Origin of the sequence: Shewanella sp. BC20 (assembly GCF_003129585.1) — a bacterium.
Taxonomy (GTDB): Bacteria; Pseudomonadota; Gammaproteobacteria; order Enterobacterales; family Shewanellaceae; genus Shewanella; species Shewanella seohaensis.
Window position 1 is genome coordinate 1 of sequence record NZ_NHRI01000006.1, and the last position, 19,847, is coordinate 19,847.

General features: G+C 46.9%; 26 protein-coding genes. 10 read left to right on the forward strand and 16 right to left on the reverse strand.

Annotated features, from left to right (window positions below; all coding sequences use genetic code 11):
* Positions 1-168, forward strand: a 168-nt coding sequence (locus CBX96_RS07960) for a transposase (RefSeq protein WP_181382167.1), incomplete at its 5' end; no start/stop codon positions are given.
* A gap of 345 nt (positions 169-513) precedes the next feature.
* On the opposite strand, the gene hemW is transcribed toward CBX96_RS07960, so the two are convergent.
* The 6 genes from hemW to proC form a co-directional block, all read right to left on the reverse strand.
* Positions 514-1,671, reverse strand: a complete 1,158-nt coding sequence (gene hemW, locus CBX96_RS07970) for a radical SAM family heme chaperone HemW (RefSeq protein ID WP_086904532.1) — start codon at positions 1,669-1,671, stop codon at positions 514-516.
* Positions 1,671-2,288 carry an RdgB/HAM1 family non-canonical purine NTP pyrophosphatase gene (gene rdgB / locus CBX96_RS07975; protein WP_011625625.1) on the reverse strand — a complete coding sequence of 206 codons (618 nt, stop codon included), beginning with the start codon at positions 2,286-2,288 and terminating at the stop codon, positions 1,671-1,673. The genes hemW and rdgB overlap by 1 nt, the downstream gene beginning before the upstream one ends.
* A gap of 160 nt (positions 2,289-2,448) precedes the next feature.
* Complete coding sequence (locus CBX96_RS07980) at positions 2,449-2,883, reverse strand: DUF4426 domain-containing protein (protein WP_011621977.1); 435 nt, start codon at positions 2,881-2,883, stop codon at positions 2,449-2,451.
* Positions 2,884-2,951: 68 nt separating this feature from the next.
* Positions 2,952-3,242, reverse strand: a complete 291-nt coding sequence (gene yggU, locus CBX96_RS07985) for a DUF167 family protein YggU (protein WP_011621978.1) — start codon at positions 3,240-3,242, stop codon at positions 2,952-2,954.
* On the reverse strand, positions 3,242-3,790 hold the full coding sequence (locus CBX96_RS07990; protein ID WP_109286320.1) for a YggT family protein: 549 nt from the start codon (positions 3,788-3,790) through the stop codon (positions 3,242-3,244). The genes yggU and CBX96_RS07990 overlap by 1 nt, the downstream gene beginning before the upstream one ends.
* A 71-nt stretch (positions 3,791-3,861) precedes the next feature.
* Positions 3,862-4,680 (reverse strand): pyrroline-5-carboxylate reductase, encoded by an 819-nt coding sequence (gene proC, locus CBX96_RS07995; protein ID WP_109286321.1) that lies wholly within the window; start codon positions 4,678-4,680, stop codon positions 3,862-3,864.
* Positions 4,681-4,776: 96 nt separating this feature from the next.
* On the opposite strand from proC, the gene CBX96_RS21675 reads away from it, so the two are divergent.
* Positions 4,777-4,908 (forward strand): hypothetical protein, encoded by a 132-nt coding sequence (locus CBX96_RS21675; protein ID WP_258294302.1) that lies wholly within the window; start codon positions 4,777-4,779, stop codon positions 4,906-4,908.
* On the opposite strand, the gene CBX96_RS08000 is transcribed toward CBX96_RS21675, so the two are convergent.
* A complete protein-coding gene (locus CBX96_RS08000; protein WP_109286439.1) occupies positions 4,905-5,621 on the reverse strand; it encodes a YggS family pyridoxal phosphate-dependent enzyme in 717 nt (238 codons plus the stop codon). The genes CBX96_RS21675 and CBX96_RS08000 overlap by 4 nt on opposite strands.
* Positions 5,622-5,656: 35 nt before the next feature.
* On the opposite strand from CBX96_RS08000, the gene CBX96_RS08005 reads away from it, so the two are divergent.
* From CBX96_RS08005 to hemH, 4 genes are all read left to right on the forward strand, one after another.
* Positions 5,657-6,694 carry a type IV pilus twitching motility protein PilT gene (locus tag CBX96_RS08005; RefSeq protein ID WP_011621982.1) on the forward strand — a complete coding sequence of 346 codons (1,038 nt, stop codon included), beginning with the start codon at positions 5,657-5,659 and terminating at the stop codon, positions 6,692-6,694.
* Between the two features lie 9 nt (positions 6,695-6,703).
* Positions 6,704-7,816: a PilT/PilU family type 4a pilus ATPase gene (locus tag CBX96_RS08010; protein WP_011621983.1), complete on the forward strand. Its 1,113-nt coding sequence runs from the start codon at positions 6,704-6,706 to the stop codon at positions 7,814-7,816.
* 176 nt (positions 7,817-7,992) lie between these two features.
* Positions 7,993-8,526, forward strand: a complete 534-nt coding sequence (locus tag CBX96_RS08015) for a glutathione peroxidase (protein ID WP_041416777.1) — start codon at positions 7,993-7,995, stop codon at positions 8,524-8,526.
* 69 nt (positions 8,527-8,595) lie between these two features.
* On the forward strand, positions 8,596-9,579 hold the full coding sequence (gene hemH / locus CBX96_RS08020) for a ferrochelatase (RefSeq protein ID WP_109286322.1): 984 nt from the start codon (positions 8,596-8,598) through the stop codon (positions 9,577-9,579).
* Positions 9,580-9,640: 61 nt separating this feature from the next.
* On the opposite strand, the gene ruvX is transcribed toward hemH, so the two are convergent.
* From ruvX to CBX96_RS08040, 4 genes are all read right to left on the reverse strand, one after another.
* Positions 9,641-10,066, reverse strand: a complete 426-nt coding sequence (gene ruvX, locus CBX96_RS08025) for a Holliday junction resolvase RuvX (RefSeq protein ID WP_011621986.1) — start codon at positions 10,064-10,066, stop codon at positions 9,641-9,643.
* Positions 10,067-10,096: 30 nt separating this feature from the next.
* Positions 10,097-10,660 carry a YqgE/AlgH family protein gene (locus tag CBX96_RS08030; protein ID WP_109286323.1) on the reverse strand — a complete coding sequence of 188 codons (564 nt, stop codon included), beginning with the start codon at positions 10,658-10,660 and terminating at the stop codon, positions 10,097-10,099.
* A 68-nt stretch (positions 10,661-10,728) separates the two neighbouring features.
* Entirely contained in the window at positions 10,729-11,058 is a 330-nt protein-coding gene (gene yciH, locus CBX96_RS08035) for a stress response translation initiation inhibitor YciH (RefSeq protein WP_011625632.1), read from the reverse strand.
* A gap of 149 nt (positions 11,059-11,207) precedes the next feature.
* Positions 11,208-11,522 (reverse strand): hypothetical protein, encoded by a 315-nt coding sequence (locus CBX96_RS08040; RefSeq protein WP_088212065.1) that lies wholly within the window; start codon positions 11,520-11,522, stop codon positions 11,208-11,210.
* A 179-nt stretch (positions 11,523-11,701) separates the two neighbouring features.
* On the opposite strand from CBX96_RS08040, the gene CBX96_RS08045 reads away from it, so the two are divergent.
* Complete coding sequence (locus tag CBX96_RS08045) at positions 11,702-12,262, forward strand: DUF4136 domain-containing protein (protein WP_011621990.1); 561 nt, start codon at positions 11,702-11,704, stop codon at positions 12,260-12,262.
* Positions 12,263-12,615: 353 nt separating this feature from the next.
* Positions 12,616-13,257: a trimeric intracellular cation channel family protein gene (locus CBX96_RS08050; RefSeq protein WP_011621991.1), complete on the forward strand. Its 642-nt coding sequence runs from the start codon at positions 12,616-12,618 to the stop codon at positions 13,255-13,257.
* Positions 13,258-13,291: 34 nt separating this feature from the next.
* Here CBX96_RS08050 and tpx read toward each other — a convergent pair whose 3' ends face one another.
* From tpx to CBX96_RS08065, 3 genes are all read right to left on the reverse strand, one after another.
* Complete coding sequence (tpx, locus tag CBX96_RS08055) at positions 13,292-13,885, reverse strand: thiol peroxidase (protein ID WP_109286324.1); 594 nt, start codon at positions 13,883-13,885, stop codon at positions 13,292-13,294.
* A gap of 111 nt (positions 13,886-13,996) precedes the next feature.
* Positions 13,997-14,824 carry a mechanosensitive ion channel family protein gene (locus tag CBX96_RS08060; RefSeq protein ID WP_086904764.1) on the reverse strand — a complete coding sequence of 276 codons (828 nt, stop codon included), beginning with the start codon at positions 14,822-14,824 and terminating at the stop codon, positions 13,997-13,999.
* Positions 14,825-14,855: 31 nt separating this feature from the next.
* Positions 14,856-15,431: an OmpA family protein gene (locus CBX96_RS08065; RefSeq protein WP_011716292.1), complete on the reverse strand. Its 576-nt coding sequence runs from the start codon at positions 15,429-15,431 to the stop codon at positions 14,856-14,858.
* Positions 15,432-15,732: 301 nt separating this feature from the next.
* On the opposite strand from CBX96_RS08065, the gene ltaE reads away from it, so the two are divergent.
* On the forward strand, positions 15,733-16,746 hold the full coding sequence (ltaE, locus tag CBX96_RS08070; protein ID WP_109286326.1) for a low-specificity L-threonine aldolase: 1,014 nt from the start codon (positions 15,733-15,735) through the stop codon (positions 16,744-16,746).
* A gap of 164 nt (positions 16,747-16,910) precedes the next feature.
* On the forward strand, positions 16,911-18,377 hold the full coding sequence (locus tag CBX96_RS08075) for an HDOD domain-containing protein (protein ID WP_109286327.1): 1,467 nt from the start codon (positions 16,911-16,913) through the stop codon (positions 18,375-18,377).
* A gap of 4 nt (positions 18,378-18,381) precedes the next feature.
* Here CBX96_RS08075 and CBX96_RS08080 read toward each other — a convergent pair whose 3' ends face one another.
* Positions 18,382-18,921 (reverse strand): nuclear transport factor 2 family protein, encoded by a 540-nt coding sequence (locus tag CBX96_RS08080; RefSeq protein ID WP_109286328.1) that lies wholly within the window; start codon positions 18,919-18,921, stop codon positions 18,382-18,384.
* A 51-nt stretch (positions 18,922-18,972) separates the two neighbouring features.
* Positions 18,973-19,797 carry a zinc-dependent peptidase gene (locus CBX96_RS08085; protein WP_109286329.1) on the reverse strand — a complete coding sequence of 275 codons (825 nt, stop codon included), beginning with the start codon at positions 19,795-19,797 and terminating at the stop codon, positions 18,973-18,975.
* Between the last annotated feature and the right edge of the window lie 50 nt (positions 19,798-19,847).

Consider the following 19,847-nt stretch of genomic DNA (forward strand, 5'->3'; position numbering starts at 1 on the left):
TTCAGTAAATTTCCTTACCTACGTAAGAATAAACTTTGGGGAAATCATTTTTGGCAGAGAGGATACTTCGTCGATTCGATTGGAATTAACGAGGAAATAATCCGTAGATACGTTAGGCATCAAGAGAGAGTAGAGAGGCAAGAGCAGGGTCAACTTGCTCTTGAATAAAGGCCACCTTTTAGGGGGTTAAAACAAAGCCACCTTCTTCAGAAGGTGGATTCTTTACATGGGGAATTTAATTAGGGCGTGTTGACGTTTCAGGGTTATTTTTGCAGCTATGTGGCTGGCTTTTATGCAAGGCAAAGTCCGTGCAGTGTAGTTATTCTACATAAACGGACGATAACGCAGCAGAAACGCCAGCCAAACGCTGCCCGAAGGGTTCGTCTAGCAAGCTCGTTCTCTTTGTCACTCGTCATTTGAGTAGAATAACTACACATCATTCCTCGTTTCGCGAGCACGTGCTTGCCAGAACGAACAAAATCTAATCTCGAAACGTCAACACGCCCTAGTGAATTAACAAAATTGTGTCAGTAAATCGTTCACAAACATGTGACCTTTACTGGTTAATTGCCAATGTTCAGCCGATTCGGTCAGTAAACCCCGTTGTTTGGCCTTTTCCATTCCCTCTTTCAACGTATCTCGGTGTAAACCAGTTCTGTCTTCAAACTCTTGCTTAGGAATAGGCGTCATTAAGCGCAGACGATTCATCAAGTATTCGAGGGCGCGATCTTCTTCGGCGACCTCACTCTGCTCGAAGTGATAGTTGTCGGCAGCTAAATAACCCTTAGGGTGTTTGATTTTGACCGTGCGGATAATGCGATTTTCTTCGGGCAAGGTCACTTTGCCATGGGCACCGCAGCCTATGCCTAAATAATCGCCAAACTGCCAATAGTTAAGGTTATGCCTGCATTGATAGCCGGGTTTGGCATAGGCCGAGATTTCATACTGCTCATAACCGAGTGCCGCTAACTTTTGTTGCCCTTGTTCGTAGATCTGCCAGAGATCTTCATCGTCGGGTAGTTGCGGCGGTTTTGAGTGGAACAGGGTATTGGGCTCAATCGTCAGTTGATACCAAGACAAATGCGGCGGATTGAGCGCCGCCGCGGTATCGATATCCGCCATGGCCTCAGCAAAACTTTGATTCGGAAGTCCGTGCATCAAATCCAAGTTAAAACTTAAATAACCCGCTTGGCTGGCTTTTTGGGCGGCGGTTTGGGCTTCGTTTTGATCGTGGATCCGCCCCAGCAGATTGAGCTTATCCTTAGAGAAACTCTGTACTCCAATGGATAACCGGGTGACCCCTGCGGCGCGGTAGGCACTAAAGTCATCGTGCTCTAGGGTGCCTGGGTTGGCCTCCATGGTGATTTCAATATCGTCACTAAAGGGAATTAGTGCATTGGCACCATCCAATATCCGTTTGATTTGATTGGCATCAAACAGAGACGGTGTTCCACCACCAATAAAAATAGTGTGTAGCTTACGGCCTTGTACTAAGTGCAAGTCTTGGCGTAAGTCAGCTAGCAGCGCATCCACATAGGCCTGCTGGGGTAATTCGCCATTTTGTCCATGGGAGTTAAAGTCGCAGTAAGGACATTTTTGTACACACCAGGGGATATGGATGTACAAGCTCAACGGCGGCAGGGTTAACTGAGGTGACACATTCACTGACATTATTGGGCGTTCCCGTCGGTAAATACGCCTTTTTCCTGCATGGCAGCAATCAGTTGCACTAAAGCTTTACCACGGTGACTCAAGGCATTTTTCTCGTCACTGCTCATTTGGGCTGCGCTGCAATCATGGTGTTCTGGAATAAAAATCGGATCGTAACCATGGCCGTTGTCACCCCGTTGCACGAAATCGATTTGGCCTTCCCAAGAGGCTTGGCAAATGATGGGCGTTGGGTCCTTGGCATGGCGCATATAGACTAAAACACATTGGAATCTGGCCGTACGCGGCGCAGGATTATCCTTTAATGTGTCTAAGAGCTTTAACACATTGTCTTGATCCTTGGCATTTTCCCCCGCATAGCGCGCAGAGTAGATGCCCGGCGCGCCTTGGAGTAAATCGACTTCTAATCCCGAGTCATCGGCAATGGCGGCAAGTCCAGTAATTTGCGCTGCATGTCTGGCTTTGATAATGGCGTTTTCGACAAAGGTGGTGCCCGTTTCGGCCACTTCGCTAACGTTAAATTGGCTTTGTGGCAGCACTTTTACGCCATAGGCGGCGAGCATTTGATCGAATTCGGCAAGTTTACCTTTATTGCCACTGGCGAGGACGATTTGTTGCATGGAATACCTATTGGATTGGGCGCTCTTGTCTGTGTGTCACTGAGAGTGAACATTGAGCGATGTCATTGGACTGTATGCGGCAATGATACCCAAGCTGAGCGGTAAAGGACAGAAAAAGGCAGGGCGATACTTGGTATCGCCCTGCCTTATGAGGTTGAGATTATTCGACGTAGAATTTTTGCTTAAACTGCAGATTGGTGTTGAGTTGGTTGCCGTGTTTGATGGCGATGTTGAAATTGATCTCTTGATCGTCGCGGTAAGGAACTTCGGCGATGTAGTAAATAGCCTTACCCTCACGGATCTCTCTAAATTTCAAATCGATACGCGCATCGAGTAGGTTATTGGCCACGCCAGTGATTTCAACGGGCACTGCGGGCGAGCCTTCTTCACTCATATCTAATACGGCAATGTTAATGATGCCTCTGTAGCTACTGCGTTCGATGCCATAGGATTTTGCTATGCTCGGGGTTAAAAAGGTGCTGCCCAGCGCCATGTAATGAATGTCGAAATTACCGACGGTTTCTTTTTGCTCGGCATTAGCGACGCCACACAGGCTTGCGGTCAAGGCGAGCATAATAAGGAGATTACGTAACATGATGTTGTACCTTCATATGAGGGATTACTTGAGTATAGGTCGCGGGAAGGAGACTTCCAACGGTGCGTTTATTCGAGCAATGTCGCGATTTCTGCCGGAACGTTTTTGGGCGCGCTAATCCGTACTTGCTTATGACGTCCTAATTCGCCCTTAAGGATGTGAACATCGCTTTTCGGGACTTTAAAGGCCTTGGCTAAATACTTGCTTAAATGGGCATTGGCCTTGCCATCGATAGGCGGGGCGGTAATGGCGACTTTTAACTCATCACCGTGTAGCCCGACTATCTGATCGCGACTCGCTTTTGGTTGAATATACAAATTAAGCAGCAAGTCGCCTTGCTGCATAATGACTGCGCTCATTAAATCACGGCCCAAAATGGTACGTATTGCGCCAATAGCATGTTGATAAAGTTCATGCCAATAATCACCAACATCACCGACAAATCTAAACCACCAATGGGCGGAATGATACGGCGCACTGGTGCCAAAATGGGCTCTGTCAGTTGACCCATGATCATCACAATGGGGTTATAGCCTTGATTGAACCAGCTTAAGATGGCGCGAATGAGCAGCATCCAGAAGAGCAAAACGCCCGCCTGTTTGATTACAGTGACAAGCGCAAACACAAAGAACAGCACGATATCAATGCCACCACCGGCGATAAGGCTTAACAGCAGTACTTTGGCCATCACGACTAATAGGGCGAGTACAAATGAAGAAGTATCGAATCTTCCCATTGAAGGAATTAATCGACGCATAGGCGCGATCAACGGGTGAGTGGCTTTGACCACAAACTGGCTGAAGGGATTATAAAAATCGGCACGGGCCAAGGGGAGCCAGATCCGTAATATCACCACCATCAAATACAAATCGAAGAGTGTGCTGATTAAAAAGGTTAATGCATTCATCGAGATTTCTGCCTATATGAGTCCGATTAAAAACGCCCGCGTTAAAAGTGAGTCATCCAGCAATTGCTAGATCAAAAAGTGTTAGCCATTTCCTCTGCACGTTTGATGCAGTTTTCCATAGCATTTTTGACCACACCACGAAGATCCGCCGCTTCGAATGTGGCGATGGCTTGCGCCGTTGTGCCGCCCTTCGAGGTGACATTCTCCCGTAAATTACCCAACGTAAGCTCGGGATTTTGCTTTGCCATCATAGCAGCACCGAGGGCCGCTTGCTGTACTAAGCTTCTGGCTTTGGCTTCATCCATGCCCATTTGCTTGCCGGCATCAATCATAGATTCCATCAGCAGGAAGAAATAGGCCGGAGAACTACCCGCAAGGGCAATGACTTGATTAATGTCAGATTCCTCATTCACCCACACAATTTCACCACCGCTAGACATCAAGCGTTCGGTAATGGCTTGTTGGGCATCAGAGAGGTGCTGCGGGGCGTAGAGTCCCGTCATACCGACACCGATTTGCATTGGGGTGTTTGGCATAGTGCGAACTAGTGTGATGGGCTGTGCTAAATACTGGTTGTAGCGCTCTGCTTTAATCCCCGCTGCAATGGTAATGACCAGCTTGTTAGACATATCAATGCCTTGCAGTGCTTGGCAGACTTGTTCCATCAACTGTGGCTTAACGGATAATACGATGACATCGGCATCTTGGGCGGCGCTAACATTGTCTTGGGATACACGCACACCAAAGTCGGCGGCGAGGGCATCGAGTTTACCTTGGCTAGGGTTGGTGGCTTGCACTAGTGCAGCAGGATAACCGCTACGAATTAAGCCGCTGATAATACTGCGGGTCATATTGCCCGCACCGATAAAGCAGATTTTTTGTTGACTCATGTGTACCCCATAATGTCTGGCCTAGGCTGAGTGGATAACATTCAGCATTAATATCATTGAATTAGCGTTATTAGGCCGGATAAAAATTTCTATTTAATGTTCTCTAACAGTATTTGGGCTTTAGCCTCTAAAAACAAGGCTAAAGCCGATATTGCTGACTCGCCTTTGGCTATCTCTGTGATTTCCCTTAGCATCAATCGTACAGATGGATTAACCCGTAACGACTAATTGCGGGTCGTCTCTTTTGCGCCATAATCCCGTTCACCAAAAATTGCGCTGCCGATACGCACCATGGTTGATCCGCACTCAATAGCGATGTCTAAATCATTACTCATGCCCATAGAAAGCGTATCGACAGCGGGATAATGCTGCTTTAGCGTATCGAATAACTGTTTAAGCTCGCTGAGTTCGCGGCTTTGCTGCGCAGTGTCATTGGTGGCGCTGGGAATTGCCATTAAACCCCGCAGTTGTAAATGGGGTAATTGGCTGATGCTATGGGCCAGCGGTAGCATTTGCTCGGCATCGATACCGGATTTAGTGTATTCATCACTGATATTGATTTGAATACACACATTGAGCGGCGCAAGGTGTGCTGGGCGCTGTTCATTGAGACGCTGGGCAATTTTCTCCCGCGAGAGGGTGTGCATCCAGTCGAAGTGCTGGGCGACTAAGGCAGTTTTATTGGATTGCAGTGGCCCAATAAAATGCCATTCAATATCAGGGTGTGTGCCCTTTAGCGTCTCAATCTTTGTCACACCTTCTTGAACATAGTTCTCGCCAAAGCAACGCTGGCCCGCATCATAGGCTGCTATAATATCTTCAATGGGTTTAGTCTTACTGACGGCAAGTAAGCGAATACTGTGAGGTAGGCGTGCGCATTTTTGCGCCGCTTGCGCGATCCTGCACTGGGCGACTGCGAGTCTGTCTGCTATTGTTGTCATGATGTAATTATCTGGTTGCAAGGATATCCCAAACTATGGAAATCACTGAGTTATTAGCCTTTAGTGTAAAACACAAAGCCTCGGATCTACACCTCTCTGCAGGGATATCTCCCATGATCCGTGTCGACGGTGAAGTGAGAAAAATTAACCTGCCCGCGCTCGATCATCAGGGTGTACACAGCCTTGTGTACGACATTATGAATGATAAACAGCGTAAGGACTTTGAAGAGCATTTAGAAATCGACTTTTCGTTCGAAGTCCCTAATTTAGCGCGTTTCCGTGTGAACGCCTTTAACCAATCCCGCGGCGCTGCGGCGGTGTTTCGTACCATTCCCAGCGAAATTTTGTCGCTCGAACAGTTAGGGGCGCCAGAGATTTTTAAGAAAATTTCCAGCTTTCCCCGCGGCTTAGTGCTTGTTACTGGACCTACAGGTTCGGGTAAGAGTACCACACTTGCGGCCATGGTGGATTACATCAATGAGAACCGCCACGACCATATCTTAACCATTGAAGATCCTATCGAATTCGTTCACCAGAATAAGCAATGTTTGATTAACCAACGGGAAGTGCATCGTCATACCCACAGCTTTAACGCGGCGCTGCGTAGTGCACTGCGTGAAGACCCTGACGTTATCCTCGTGGGTGAGATGCGCGACCTCGAAACCATTCGTCTGGCGATGACGGCGGCCGAAACGGGTCACTTAGTCTTTGGTACCTTGCACACCACCTCGGCGGCTAAGACCATCGACCGTGTGGTTGACGTTTTCCCTGCTGGTGAAAAGGACATGGTGCGTACCATGTTATCTGAATCATTACAGGCGGTTATTTCGCAAACCCTGATTAAGAAAATCGGTGGCGGCCGTGTGGCTGCCCACGAAATCATGATGGGTACTCCCGCTATTCGTAACCTTATCCGTGAAGATAAAGTGGCGCAGATGTACTCAGCCATTCAAACGGGGATGGCCCATGGCATGCAAACGCTCGAACAGTGTCTGCAAAACTTAGTGAACCGTGGTCTCATCACCCGTGAGGATGCCATGGCGAAGAGCTCAAACAAACAAGCGACGTTTTAAGGATTTATGATGGATGTCCGTCCGTTTTTAAAAGTCATGGTGGAGCGTAAAGCCTCGGACTTGTTTATTACCGCAGGTTTTCCGCCGAGCGCCAAAATCGATGGTGAGTTACGCCCGTTAGCCGAGAGTGCCTTTACGCCCGCGCAGTCTTTGGATTTTGTCGAGTCCGTAATGACTGAAGCGCAAAAGAAGGAGTTTCACACGACTCGCGAGTGTAACTTTGCTTTTGCGGTTAAGGATTTAGGTCGTTTCCGCGTCAGCGCATTCTGGCAGCGTGAATCTCCGGGATGCGTAATGCGCCGGATTGAAACCAAGATCCCTGAGGTAGAAGACTTAAAACTGCCACCGATTTTAAAAGATCTGGTGATGAGTAAACGTGGTCTTATCATCATGGTTGGGGGAACGGGAACCGGTAAGTCAACCTCCTTGGCGGCGTTAGTAGGTTATCGTAATGCCCATGCCCGTGGTCACATCCTCACCATTGAAGACCCGGTGGAATTTGTGCACGACCATCGCAAAAGCATCATCACTCAACGTGAAGTGGGTATAGATACAGAATCTTTTGATGCGGCGCTGAAGAGTTCGCTGCGTCAGGCGCCCGATGTGATTTTGATTGGTGAGATCCGTACTCAAGAAACGATGGAGTTTGCGCTTTCTTTCGCCGAAACGGGTCACCTCTGTATGGCGACACTGCACGCGAACAACGCTAACCAAGCGTTAGATCGGATCATGCACTTAGTGCCTGAGAGTAAACACCAGCAGTTGCTATTCGACTTGTCACTCAACCTGCGCGGCATTGTGGCGCAGCAACTGGTGCCTAAAGTCGATGGCACAGGACGACGGGCGGCGATTGAAGTCTTAATCAATACGCCACGTGTCGCGAGTTTGATTGCTAAAAACGAGCTGCATTTGCTCAAAGAGACCATGGCCAAATCGAATGAACAGGGCATGCAGACCTTCGACCAAGCCTTGCTGCAACTCTATATCGATGGGGAAATCAGCTATGCCGATGCGCTTCACCATGCTGACTCGCCAAACGACTTACGTTTAATGATCAAACTGCAAAATAAAGAGCCTACCAGTTCAAGCTTTATGGAAGGCGTGACCTTGGATATGGATTAATCCTGTCTGCGGTGATGTTAAAGCAGCTCCCTTGAGCTGCTTTTTTTATCGCTTAAGCCAATCGATAACTCGCTGTAGCTTTTATTTTTTTATTCAATATGATCTCTATATTAGTGAGTGACGTAATAGAAAATAACGAGTTAGCCAATCTTGGCGCGCCCAATGAGAAGGACATTATGATAAAACTCCCCTTAGTTATCTTTGCTAGCCTGTTAAGCACTAGCGCATTTGCGGCAACTTGCCCGAGTTATCTTGATGTTGAAGTGCGTAAATTGCACTCGGATGAGAAGATTAATCTGTGTGAATTGACTCAGGGCAAGCCAGTGTTACTGGTCAACACCGCGAGTAACTGTGGTTACACTCCGCAATTTAAGGCCCTCGAAGCGCTTCATAAAGAATACAAAGACAAAGGCTTAGTGGTGATTGGTTTCCCTTCCGATGACTTTTTTCAAGAAGAAAATGATGAAAAAGACACGGCTAAGGTGTGCTACATCAACTATGGTGTTACCTTCACTATGCTCGCGACATCGCCCGTGCGAGGCAGCGATGCTAACAGTGTATTCAAATACTTAGGAGATAAAGCTGGCTCGCCTAAGTGGAATTTCTACAAGTATGTCGTCAGTGGCGATGGCAATACTGTGCAGCAGTTTAATTCTAAGGTGAAACCCGATAGTGCCGAGCTTAAGCAGGCAATAGAATCAGTGCTTTAATGCCCAATTTATTCATTTTACTTATGTTAAGAGGCTACTTTGGCTAGGTTTTCAGGATTATCAAAAGAGATGGGTCACGCAAAGCGTGGCAAAGTGGGTGTGTTGCTACTTAACCTTGGCACACCCGATGCGCCAACGGCATCGGCGGTGAGGCGTTACCTTGCGGAGTTTTTATCCGACCCTCGGGTGGTCGAAATTCCAAAACTCCTGTGGATGCTAATTTTACATGGCATAGTGCTGCGCGTTCGCCCAGCCAAGTCTGCGGCGCTCTATCAGAAGGTCTGGACTGAAGCGGGTTCACCACTGATGGATATCAGCTTGCGCCAAACCGCTAAATTATCAGAAAAATTAACGGCCGATGGACATCAAGTATCAGTACATTTAGCCATGCGTTATGGCAATCCTTCTGTGGCGAGCACCTTACAAACGATGCATCAACAGGGGATTGATAAGCTGGTGGTGTTACCGCTCTATCCGCAATATGCGGCGCCGACAACCGGCTCGGCTTTTGACGCTATTGCAAGGGAATTAACCCAGTGGCGCTATCTACCATCGTTGCATTTTATTCACACGTATCATGATAACCCCGACTTTATTACCGCATTGGTGAACTCAATTCGTGCCGACTTTGAGCAACAGGGTAAGCCGCAAAAGTTAGTGCTTTCTTACCATGGTATGCCGGAGCGTAATCTGCACTTAGGCGATCCTTATTATTGCTTTTGCATGAAGACCACCCGTCTGGTGGCCGAGCAATTAGGGCTTACAGCGGATGAGTTTGTGATGACTTTCCAATCTCGCTTTGGTAAGGCTAAATGGTTACAACCTTATACGGATGCAACCATGCAGGCGTTACCAAGCGAAGGTGTACGTGACGTGGCGATTGTGTGCCCAGCGTTTAGTGCAGATTGCTTAGAGACCTTAGAAGAGATCGTGGGTGAGAATGGCCATATCTTTGCTAATGCTGGCGGGGAGAAGTTCCGTTACATTCCGGCACTGAACGATAATGATGACCATATCAGCATGATGGCTAACTTGGTTAAACCTTACCTGTAAGGTTTATAAGTGCAGAAATAAAAAAGGATAGCTTAGGCTATCCTTTTGTTTTTATGATTTATTATTCACCGAAATGATTTTCAAAATAGCTTTCGACAATCAATACGGCTGACACTGCATCGACTTGACCTTTGGTGAGGGCTTTAAAGCCGCCGAGTTCAAATAGCCGAGCTTTTGCATCTGTGGTGGTCAGTCTTTCATCCTGAGTGACAATTTTGACCCCAAACTTAGCGTTCAGTCGGTTGGCGAACTTTCTCGCCCTGTGGGTCATTTCCTGCTCTGTGCCATCCATATTAAGTGGTAAACCTACGACGACTAAATCGGGTTGCCACTCTTTAATGAGTTTGCCGATTTCATCCCAATTGGGGATTCCATCGACGGCTTTAAGGGATAGCAGTGGTGTGGCGCTGGCGGTGATTTGTTGCCCTATGGCGACACCAATACTTTTTGTCCCAAAATCAAAACCTAAAACGGTTTTTGCGTTCATCTGTATATTCACTCGTCACAATAAAATCGGCTAGGCGTGGCCCGCCTGTGATGACAATTGCCAAGCATCAAATCCGAGCGCGCGGCTCGCTTGTTGCCATCGTTCCTCGTGCTTGATATCGAAGAGCAAGGTCTGATCGGCAGGGATAGTCAGCCATGAGTTATCGGCCAGTTCTTGCTCCAGCTGGTTTTTGCTCCAACCCGCATAACCTAATGCCACAATAAATTTTTCTGGCGAGCGTTCGCTGCCAATCGCCGTTAATACATCCCTTGAGGTGGTGAGCATGAGGCCAGAGCTTAATTCTGTACTGTTGGCCCAATAAGGCTGGGATGTATGCAGGACAAAGCCTCTATCTTGCGAAACGGGGCCACCCATTAACACCTGCGCGCCCAGTGCCAGATCGGTCGACACTTGCTCAGCCGGTAAATCCATCTGCTCGAGCAATGAGTTTACTTCAATGCCCAGCGGTTTATTAATCACGAGCCCCATGGCGCCTTTTTCATCGTGCTCACATAGATAGATGACGGTGCGCTCAAAAAAAGTGTCATCGAGCGACGGCATGGCGATTAAAAAATGGTTCTGCAAACTCTCCATTAAATGCTCCGTTCAGCCCACAGGCGTTGACCAATAGATTAAATCCAGCGGCTTAGGCTGGTGGCGTATCAACCGCCGGCTAATTTGACTTTGTAGTTTTGTTTTTCGAGCAGTAGTTTTAGTTGCTCACGATTGTCGGTTTGCACTTCGATAGTGAAATCTTTGACTGTGCCACCACAACCACATTGTTTTTTAAGGGTTTGTGCCAGTGCTTTTAAGCCCGCTTCATCAAGCCCTAGGCCTGAAATGACCGAGACACCTTTACCTTTGCGGCCTTTGCTATCTCTGTGGATACGTACGATCCCATCGGATGCTGGGATAGCTTTGGCTTCTGGCTCGGCAGTAATGCGGCCCTTATCTGTGCTGTACACTAAGGAAACGTTGGGATCTACTCTCATAAGTCATCTTTTATCTGAATATATGCCGCTTAAGTTTACCAAACTCAACGTCTTTCGGGGAGGTAAAAAAAGGCCACTGACAGAGACTGAAAGTGGCCGAAGGTCAATGCTAGCTCTTTGCAGGGAAGTAGCATGTTTAAAAAGCAGACTTAGAGATGCTGCAATACCATAGCGATTAATGCCAATGCGGTTAGTAGGGCGCAGGGCATGATAAAACGATGCAATTTAGGCAGGGCGATTAAGCAAGCGGTGGCAACAAACCCAAAGGCGGCAACCGTGGTGTAATTCACCCCGTTCGACACAGTCTCAAAGACGAGCCAACTCAATACGACTAAAGGTAAAAACAGCAGCATCATGGGGAGATGAGGTGTGAGCTTACTGTTATGGGGATCGGCTGAGACTTTTTGCGGTGCGAACCAGAAAATCGCCGATGCCACAATCAATGCGCTAATGAACCAGTACATGTTATTTATCCCTTAATCGCTTTAAGTGATAATCATTATCATTTAAAGTGATTGCTGAAGTCAAGCTGAATAACACACTGCTTTTTCATCATATTGAGTTGTAGAACCGTCCATTGCTCTGTAAGCTAAATTTATTTTCGGCTTATTTGTGTTCGATAAGAACGACCAAGGAAATCATCATGAAAAATATAATTGTAGGTTTAGCCGTACTGGCACTGAGTGCCTGTAGTTCGCTGAAGTCGGGTTGGGATTTTGACCCTAGCGCCAATTTTACTCAGTACAAGACCTATGCGTGGGTCGCACAAAAGACCGATGCTTCGGGTTATCACCTCGATGGTTTAATGGATCAGCGCGTGCGAGATGCGGTGAACTCTCAGCTTTCATCTAAGGGCATGACCTTGGTCGATGCGAAAGATGCCGATGTATTAGTGAACTATCTGACCAAAATCGATAAGAAGATTAATGTCGATACCTTCAATACCAATTTTGGCTATAACCCTTACTATGGCCCAGGTTGGGGCTGGGGCGGTAACATGCAAACCCAGACCACAGTCAGAGAATACGAAGTTGGCACCCTGATCATTGATTTAGTTGATAATAAAACAGCTAAGTTAATTTGGCGTGGCTCAGTAGCTGATACTATCCGTGATAAAAATACTCCTTCGGAAAGAGTACAGCTGATCAACGAAGCGGTAGGCAGCGTGATGGCGAATTTCCCGCCAAAGCCTGAAAACAAATAATTTACTTTTAGTCTAAAAAAGCGGCCTTTTGGCCGCTTTTTTGTGGCCAAAATTTAGGCTTGATTGACGTTAAGATGAGTTTTCTGCAAATTTATATATTTTAATTGATTTTGCTTTATTAAAACTTATCAAAAAATAAGCTTAATGGAAAACGGGGAATAGCTCGTTCTTGGTTAATGTATTGTTATTGAAGGGTTGTAGCGTTACGTGATATTGAAAAGTAGAAATGACTAATGCACAAATACTACCAATAGATTAAATATTCTAATGACAAAATTTAAATAATCTCATTATCCAGTCCGTGGATTATCAGGCAAAATCCGTTCTTTATGCATGGGTAATAAGTAGTTTAAATGCAAGAAGCGCAATTTATCGGATTATTATGGCTGATTGGAATTTTGGCCGAGGCCATGACTGGGGCATTAGCGGCTGGCCGTAAACAGATGGACTTATTCGGCGTGGTTATTATTGGCTGCGCGACGGCGATTGGTGGTGGCACCCTAAGAGACATGCTGCTTGGAAATTACCCTTTGATTTGGGTCGAAAATGTCCATTATCTGATCGCGATTGCATTTGCCTCTTTGTTAACGGTTGCGATTGCGCCAGTGATGCGTTACCTGTCTAAATTATTTTTGGCAATTGATGCCTTGGGTTTAGCCGTATTCTCGATTGTTGGCGCACAAAAAACGCTAATGTTAGGGTTTAGTCCAACGATTGCTGTGGTGATGGGACTCGTCACTGGGGTATTTGGTGGGGTGATCCGCGATATTCTCTGTAACCAAGTGCCTTTGATTTTTAAGAAAGAACTCTATGCGGTGATTTCACTCTTTACCGCAGGCTTATATATCACGCTCAACGCCTATCAATTGGCGGAGTGGATAAACCTAGTGGTCTGTTTAACGCTGGGCTTTAGCTTGCGAATGTTAGCACTGCGTTACCATTGGTCTATGCCGACTTTCGATTATCAAGCCAATGGCGACCAACATACGCACTAATAAAAATGGGGCATTAAATGCCCCATTTTTATGCTTACTGCTGTGCTTGAATGGTTTTTAACGCTTCAAGCGCGGCGTCGTAATTGGGATGTTCGGAAATATTGGGGACTAGCTCCTGGTACTTAAGCTGACCTTCGGCATCAATAATAAAGATGGCTCGAGCGAGTAAGCCGTAATCCTCAATCAATAAGCCATATTTCTCGCCAAAATCACGCCACACTGAGTCGGAGAGGACTTTGATTTTGTCGACATTCTCGACCTTACAGAAACGTTTTTGAGCGAAGGGCAAATCTGTACTGATGGTCAGCATGACAACATCATCGGAGAAGTGACTGACTTCACTGTTAAAGCGCTTTGTTTGCAGCGCACAGACACCAGTATCTAAACTAGGTACGGCGCTGATCAGTACAGTTTTGCCTTTAAAGTCACTTAAACTAATAGGCGTAAATTGTTCGTCGACAACTTTAAATCGTGGCGCCATTTGCTCAAGCTTAGGTAATTTCCCTGCGAGAGTGACAGTCTTGTCGCCCATCATCACTTGGGGTTTATCATTGGCGATAGCGGTGGGGCTGAGAACCATTAAACTAAAAACACAGCCAGCGGCTAGAAACGAAACATACTTTTGCATTTTCTCTCCCGTACTCAGGTATGTTGTGCACATAGGCTTAAGGTACGACAAAACCTAAACTATCACCATAAAAAAGGCCGGTAATTACCGGCCTTTTAATATGCTTGCTGATTATTTGCTCTCTGGCAATTGCTTCACATGAATATCCATTTGTGGGAATGGAATTTCAATGTTTGCTGCATCGAGTGCATTTTTGATCTGTTCTAAAATTTGGAAACGCGCTGTCCAGTAATCGGCGGTTTTAACCCAAGGACGAACCACAAAGTTGATTGAAGAATTCGCCAATTCAGAAAGGCCTACAGTGTAACCAGGCTCTTTCAGTACGTATTGGTTGTTATCTAAAATCTCTGTTAATACTTTTTTGGTTTGAGCGATATCCGCAGAATAAGACACGCCAATCACTAAATCGATGCGACGATTTTCAGAGGCTGAGTAGTTTGTGATAGTGCCATTCATGATTGAAGAGTTTGGCGCCACAATTACTTTATTATCAGGGGTGCGTAATTTGGTTGAGAAAATGGTGATTTCATCAACAGTACCGGCAATACCTGCTGCTTCAATATAATCACCTACGCGGCATGGGCGGAATAGCACCATTAATACGCCTGAGGCAAAGTTAGACAGAGAACCTTGCAGTGCTAAACCTACGGCTAAACCTGCGGCACCGATAACAGCGACTAGAGAGGCTGTTTGTACGCCAATTTGGCCTAAGGTGGCGATAATGGTGAACACAAACACCACTGCCCAAGCTAAGTTAGCCACAAAAGACACCACAGTTGGGTCAATCTTGCGACTGTTAAGCAACTTGCGCACTAACTTTTGTGCGACGCCAGAAAAATATTTACCGACGAAGAAAATAATGAGGGCAAATAAGATTTTTAAGCCATAGGTCATGACTAAATCTGGCGCCTGCTTTAATAAACCTTCGAGGTTATCCATTAAATTACTCCCTAAAAATACGCTAACAAAACTAGTTATTATTGACGATAAATTGTACTCGTCGATTTAATCTGCGACCTTCGCTGGAATGATTATCCGCAACCGGTTCAGATATACCTTTACCGACAACGGTAAAGCGATTTGGATTGAAGCCGTAGTCTTCAACCAAAATACGTTTCACATTTTGAGCCCGTCGTAGTGATAACTGATAATTAAACTCTGGTGTACCGACAATATCCGTATGTCCCACTAAAGTTAATCGAGTCTCAGTATTCGCGTCTAAAAAAGCTTTCACTAAGGCTAAAGCTTTCCATTGCGATAAATCTACTTCGGCGATAGCAAACTCAAAATACACAATCGCGGTCTCAATATTATGACAATCAGCGGCTGAATAAGTACTGGGGTCATTGAGATCACATTGAATACTGCTGGATTTTACTTCGGCTTGGTAAACACAGCCATTGGCCATCACTGTGGTGTTTGCTGGTGTGTTAGGACAGGCATCCTTAATATCGGGAACACCGTCTTGATCTGTATCTTGCCATGCATACGCGGGTAACATCTGGCTTAAGCTCAGCGCTAAACACGTTAATTTAATCCATTGCATTACGGATATATTCACCACAAATCACCTTGTATTTTATCTTGGATAGTTAAAACCACTAAGAGATTTGCATTGCATTAGCATGAGCATCTTAGTCGGGTATTCTATCTTTTTATCGGCCTAACGCCAAGTTTTGCCCGTTATTTGATGCAAATCAATTGCATCAGCATAGATAACATCGGCTCCTTGTTGATTTTATCGGCAGACATAAAGGCAAACTATACAAATTTTTCCTTTGAGGCTAGAGTCGCACTTACGCGATGAATATCCGCGTCGGGGATAGGCAGAAGAAGTCGAGGGCAAGATGATAGATTTACGCAGTGATACCGTGACCCAGCCAACAGAGGCGATGCGCTTAGCCATGTCAAGGGCTGAAGTGGGTGATGATGTTTATGGTGATGATCCGACCGTTAACAGCTTGCAAGACATGGCCGCCGAGATGTTCGGCTTTGAGAGTGCGCTGTTTACGGCATCTGGCACTCAGGCCAATTTGCTTGCACTGATGGTCCATTGTGAGCGTGGGGATGAATACCTCTGCGGCCAGCAGGCCCATAACTATAAATTTGAGGGCGGCGGCGCGGCGGTACTCGGCAGCATTCAGCCGCAACCGTTGACCAATCAACTGGACGGCACTATCGCCCTGACCGATATTGAAGCGGCGATTAAACCCGATGATATTCACTTCGCGCGCACGCGCTTATTGAGCCTAGAAAACACTATCGGGGGTAAAGTATTACCCCAGACTTACCTAGCTAATGCGCAGGCGCTGGCATTTCAGCGTGGTTTAAAAATTCACTTAGATGGTGCTCGGGTTGCTAATGCTGCCGTGGCGCAGGGGATTGGGATTGCCGATATTGCGGGGCATTTTGATTCTGTCTCCATCTGTTTGTCCAAGGGATTGTGTGCGCCTGTTGGCTCACTGCTCCTAGGCGATGAGCGCTTAATTAAAAAGGCCACGCGCTGGCGTAAAATGCTGGGCGGTGGTATGCGTCAGGCGGGGATTTTAGCGGCGGCGGGTAAATTAGCACTCACAGAGCAGGTTGAGCGATTAGGCGAAGACCATGAAAATGCGGCGTATCTTGCCCAGCAATTGAGTCAGTTGAGTGAGTTTGAAATCGATTTGGCCGCCGTACAAACCAATATGGTGTTTGCAAACCTCGCGCCCCATGTCGATGAGAAAGCCCTAGCTAAGCGTTGCCGTGAGGCGGGGATCCTCATCAGCCCTAGCCGTACTCTGCGCTTTGTGACCCATAAAGATGTCTCGCGTCAGGACATTGATAAAGTGCTGCAAGTGTTTAAATTACATTTGCAGGCATAACCGGCGTGACGCCCAAGTGAAAGCTTGGGCTTTTTTATACCTCTGGCTTGCTATATCGTGGATTTTAAAATCAAAAGTCGAATTGTGAGCCAGATGCTAGGCGAATTTTTTTAAGCCTATCTATACTAAAAACAATAAGTTCACATCATTGAGGTCATGCTGGGTTGAAACCTAACAATAATACTAATAAAGGGGTCGATTATTGGACAAAACGGATCAGTGAATTGGAAATGCCAGCGCTCTGTTCCACCGTCCAAACGTTAGAAAAGCTTGCCAAGGATGACGTGTCGTCTCTCGCCTTACTCGGGCGAAGCGTGATGCACGATAACGCCCTCACATCCCGCATCTTACGGGTTGCCAATAGCGCGATTTACCATAAGGGTAGTACCCAAATTTCGACCGTGAGCCGAGCAGCGATAGTGCTAGGGTTTGATGCTGTGCGTAATATCTGCATCACGGCCCAGCTATTATCGAGCCTTTTAGAGAGTAAGAATCTCGCCCCCGCAGTTTATCAACGCCTCATTAAATTAATGGCGAAGGCATTTCAAGCCGCCATGTTAGCGCGGATGATGCTCAGTGATTACGATGAGGATATTCAGGAAGAAGCCTTTATTGCGTCTTTGCTTTACCACATTGGTGAGAGTGCATTTTGGAGTATCGGCGGCGAGTTTACCGAAATCTTAGACAACCAACTCAGTGCCAGTGAAACCCCGGCCGAAGAGCGTAGCGTCATTCGTGAAGCTTTGGGCACCTCATTTTCGCAGCTGACGCAGAGTATTGCGCGCCACTGGGGCTTAGGGGAGTTATTGATCCAAGCAGTGAATTATCCTGACGATCAACGCCCTGAAATTCGCTCTATTTTTCTTGCCGATAAGCTTTGTGAAATTCTCTCCCAAGAGGTGATAGATAAAACCGAGTTGGATAAGCGTATCAGCCAAGCCGCGCATTTTACTGGGCTGGATGAGAAAGAATTAACCCTGAGAATGCAGCGCTGCACCAAGGCGACCCATAAATTAGCCGAAGCCTATGGCGCCAAGGTGTTGATTGACTATCTGCCTGATCCTAAACGCATCAATAAGCTTGAGCCCAGCGTCCCTGAGGTAGAGTTGCCCGTGTTTGAGGCCAACTTGAATGTGCAATTGGCTAAGCTGCGTGAACTCACCGCCTTTGCAATCAACAAAGCCGATTTTAATCAAATCATGCAAACCGTGCTCGAGGGGATTTTAGAAGGAGTTGGTGTGGACCGCTGCGGAGTTTTGCTCTTATCTCCGAGCCGTAAACAGCTGCAACCGAGGATCATGCTCGGCCGAGACGCCGAGGAAATGAAGCAGCAGTTTATTATCGAGCTGAGTGATAGGAAGGGGCTATTTCCGCAGGCGATGGAACACAAGGAATGCCAGTGGGTGGATAACCCCAATGCCAAAAAATGGCTAGAACAATGCAAAGAACTTAAGACTCAGTTGCCTGAGTCGGGTTTTTTGATGGCGCCGCTCTTAGTGGATAATAAAGTGATCGGTTTTTATTATGCCGATAGGGGGCCTTCACAACGAAGCTTTAGCGAAGTGGATTTTCAAGCCTTTATCCACTTCTCGCAGCTGGCCAATGTATGTTTTACCGTGTCGCTAAAATAGTGACTTACTGAGCGTTTTTAATTTCAGCGGTAATGTGTTTGGCGATTGCATTGGGGATGGGAAAGCTCAAATGATATTGGGCAATTTTCCATTCCCCATTGGTCCTGATTAAGGTGCCAGTACCGCGACTCACGCCATAACTTGGGCTGTTGAGCAGTTCATCGAACAGGATAACATCACCATGCTGTACTAAATGGCGGCGAGTTAAATCGTAGCGCCAACCTTTGGTTGGGCGCGAATAGCGTTCAAACTCGGCCATGCCCCAGCGCTCAGTCGCATCGGTTCCAATAAAAATACCATCCAGACGATAGAGGGCAAAATACTTGTCCCAATCGGCACTGCTCGAATATTGATTCAATTTATTCAGCACTTCGGCGGCCGCCTGCTCATCGGTCAGCGTTATTGCGGCTTGTTCGTTGGCAATGGCCGTTTGTGGATGAAAGCATAGGGCGCCAAGCATGAATACGCTGGCGCTGAACAGGGCAAGACGTTGGCGAGTGCGTGTCGAATGGGCGCGCTGCTCGGCGCGAGTGGAGATTGTCATCGAAAATTCCTTATCGTTATGGTTATTAGGCTAATCGCTATGTTGATTCGGTCAATGCCAGTTTATCGGATCGAGTTGATAAAAATGGCTCAACTCTCGATAAAGTGCCGGATGTTCAAGATTAAGCGCTTCTGGCTTTTCAAAAAAGACCTCGGTGACTACGGCAAAAAACTCCGCAGGATTGGTGGCACCATAGTAATTAAACAGTGACGGGCGGCCAAGGGCGGCAGCTTGCACTAACTCATTAAAGGCCTGACTGAATACGCTCGACCACGACAGGTAATCTTGGCGGTGTTGTAAAATCGGCGCGCCATTGGCGTGACCATCTTCTTGATCTAATTGATGGGCAAACTCGTGGATCACTACGTTGTTGCCATCATGGGGATTGGCTGCGCCCTCAAGGGTGTTCTTCCACGACAGTATCACTTGGCCCTGCTCCCAAGATTCCCCCGCCAGCACATTTCGTTGCTCCCAAATCAAACCCGCGGGATCTTGGCGCTGGCTGTCGACAATAAAGGCATCGGGATACACCAATATCTGCCTAAGATTGGGGTAAAAGTCGGTGTTGCGATTTAGCAAAAGCAGGCAAGCTTGGGCGGCGATAGTGACGCGAATTTCATCGGTTATTTGCAAATCGTCGCAGCCAACGAATCGTTTCTCATCCAAAAAAACTTGAATGTGACGCTTGAGTTGTAGTTGAAGATCCGCGGGTAAGGCGTGGAAGTAGGGCAATCTCTTTTTCAAAATCGTTCGCCAAGCCTTAGGAAAGGCGCTGGCCATCACGCGCTTACGGTGGAGCGTCTTGCGCCAGCGGCTCGACGCCAGCCAAGCGATTGCACCGAGACCAAGCATTAGGGTAATGAAAACGGCGAGCATGACTTCCTCAGTGCAATATTTTCCTTAGGTATATTAGCTAATGGGGATTC

Coding starts and splice junctions, on each gene's coding strand:
- hemW (WP_086904532.1), bottom strand. CDS start 1,671: ATGTCAGTGAATGTGTCACCTCAGTTAACCCTGCCGCCGTTGAGCTTG.
- rdgB (WP_011625625.1), bottom strand. CDS start 2,288: ATGCAACAAATCGTCCTCGCCAGTGGCAATAAAGGTAAACTTGCCGAA.
- CBX96_RS07980 (WP_011621977.1), bottom strand. CDS start 2,883: ATGTTACGTAATCTCCTTATTATGCTCGCCTTGACCGCAAGCCTGTGT.
- yggU (WP_011621978.1), bottom strand. CDS start 3,242: ATGAGCGCAGTCATTATGCAGCAAGGCGACTTGCTGCTTAATTTGTAT.
- CBX96_RS07990 (WP_109286320.1), bottom strand. CDS start 3,790: ATGAATGCATTAACCTTTTTAATCAGCACACTCTTCGATTTGTATTTG.
- proC (WP_109286321.1), bottom strand. CDS start 4,680: ATGAGTCAACAAAAAATCTGCTTTATCGGTGCGGGCAATATGACCCGC.
- CBX96_RS21675 (WP_258294302.1), top strand. CDS start 4,777: ATGTTCTCTAACAGTATTTGGGCTTTAGCCTCTAAAAACAAGGCTAAA.
- CBX96_RS08000 (WP_109286439.1), bottom strand. CDS start 5,621: ATGACAACAATAGCAGACAGACTCGCAGTCGCCCAGTGCAGGATCGCG.
- CBX96_RS08005 (WP_011621982.1), top strand. CDS start 5,657: ATGGAAATCACTGAGTTATTAGCCTTTAGTGTAAAACACAAAGCCTCG.
- CBX96_RS08010 (WP_011621983.1), top strand. CDS start 6,704: ATGGATGTCCGTCCGTTTTTAAAAGTCATGGTGGAGCGTAAAGCCTCG.
- CBX96_RS08015 (WP_041416777.1), top strand. CDS start 7,993: ATGATAAAACTCCCCTTAGTTATCTTTGCTAGCCTGTTAAGCACTAGC.
- hemH (WP_109286322.1), top strand. CDS start 8,596: ATGGGTCACGCAAAGCGTGGCAAAGTGGGTGTGTTGCTACTTAACCTT.
- ruvX (WP_011621986.1), bottom strand. CDS start 10,066: ATGAACGCAAAAACCGTTTTAGGTTTTGATTTTGGGACAAAAAGTATT.
- CBX96_RS08030 (WP_109286323.1), bottom strand. CDS start 10,660: ATGGAGAGTTTGCAGAACCATTTTTTAATCGCCATGCCGTCGCTCGAT.
- yciH (WP_011625632.1), bottom strand. CDS start 11,058: ATGAGAGTAGATCCCAACGTTTCCTTAGTGTACAGCACAGATAAGGGC.
- CBX96_RS08040 (WP_088212065.1), bottom strand. CDS start 11,522: ATGTACTGGTTCATTAGCGCATTGATTGTGGCATCGGCGATTTTCTGG.
- CBX96_RS08045 (WP_011621990.1), top strand. CDS start 11,702: ATGAAAAATATAATTGTAGGTTTAGCCGTACTGGCACTGAGTGCCTGT.
- CBX96_RS08050 (WP_011621991.1), top strand. CDS start 12,616: ATGCAAGAAGCGCAATTTATCGGATTATTATGGCTGATTGGAATTTTG.
- tpx (WP_109286324.1), bottom strand. CDS start 13,885: ATGCAAAAGTATGTTTCGTTTCTAGCCGCTGGCTGTGTTTTTAGTTTA.
- CBX96_RS08060 (WP_086904764.1), bottom strand. CDS start 14,824: ATGGATAACCTCGAAGGTTTATTAAAGCAGGCGCCAGATTTAGTCATG.
- CBX96_RS08065 (WP_011716292.1), bottom strand. CDS start 15,431: ATGCAATGGATTAAATTAACGTGTTTAGCGCTGAGCTTAAGCCAGATG.
- ltaE (WP_109286326.1), top strand. CDS start 15,733: ATGATAGATTTACGCAGTGATACCGTGACCCAGCCAACAGAGGCGATG.
- CBX96_RS08080 (WP_109286328.1), bottom strand. CDS start 18,921: ATGACAATCTCCACTCGCGCCGAGCAGCGCGCCCATTCGACACGCACT.
- CBX96_RS08085 (WP_109286329.1), bottom strand. CDS start 19,797: ATGCTCGCCGTTTTCATTACCCTAATGCTTGGTCTCGGTGCAATCGCT.